Source organism: Salmonella sp. SAL4457 (assembly GCF_046548235.1).
Lineage (GTDB): Bacteria > Pseudomonadota > Gammaproteobacteria > Enterobacterales > Enterobacteriaceae > Salmonella > Salmonella enterica.
Genome location: NZ_JBGDZO010000412.1, coordinates 1 through 276, shown reverse-complemented (window position 1 = coordinate 276; position 276 = coordinate 1). Strand labels below are relative to the sequence as shown.

General features: G+C 63.4%; 1 protein-coding gene. It reads left to right on the top strand.

Annotated elements, in window-relative coordinates:
- Positions 1-64: 64 nt before the first annotated feature.
- On the top strand, positions 65-276 hold a 212-nt coding region (locus tag ACLJNW_RS24850), incomplete at its 3' end, for an SRPBCC domain-containing protein (protein WP_410961310.1).

Sequence of the window (276 nt, the reverse complement as noted above, 5' to 3'; positions counted from 1 at the left end):
GCCTGATGCCATCCGCACTCTCGGCATATCGACAAACTCCGCGGGATATCGATAACCTCCTCCGATGATTTCGATCCGTGAGGAGATCACCATCTCCGCCCCGCCGGAGGCGGTATGGCCGATATTGTCCGATCCGGCGGCCGTTGCTGCCTGCATCCCAGGGGCCACCCTGACGAAATCGGGCGACAACGGTGCCTATCAGGGCACCATGCGGGTCAAGTTCGGCCCAACCGTCGCCCAATTCCGTGGCGAGGCCCGGCTGGCCTATGACCACCC